The sequence below is a fragment of the Xenorhabdus littoralis genome, from assembly GCF_033949345.1.
Lineage (GTDB): Bacteria > Pseudomonadota > Gammaproteobacteria > Enterobacterales > Enterobacteriaceae > Xenorhabdus > Xenorhabdus littoralis.
This window is the reverse complement of record NZ_VCDP01000244.1, coordinates 1-247: the sequence shown is the minus strand read 5'-3', so window position 1 is coordinate 247 and position 247 is coordinate 1. Positions and strand designations below refer to the sequence as shown.

The 247-nt window shown below is 60.7% G+C and carries 1 protein-coding gene; it reads left to right on the top strand.

Translation table 11 applies throughout. The features are described from left to right. Positions 1-247 (top strand): AMP-binding protein (locus tag FE394_RS19490; RefSeq protein ID WP_319927965.1); only part of this gene is annotated, 247 nt, incomplete at both ends.

The window sequence follows — 247 nt, the reverse complement described above, 5'->3', positions numbered from 1 at the left end:
TCTATATTCTGGATACACAGGGTCAGCCCGTGCCGCTGGGTGTGGCCGGTGAAATCCATATTGGTGGGATGGGGGTGGCCCGCGGCTACCTTAACCGCCCGGCACTGACAGCAGAACGCTTTATTCCTGATCTGTTCTCAACCGCCCCGGCTGCCCGGCTGTACAAGACCGGTGACCTCGGTCGCTGGTTGTCGGATGGCAGCATCGAGTATCTGGGCCGCAACGACTTTCAGGTCAAGCTGCGCGG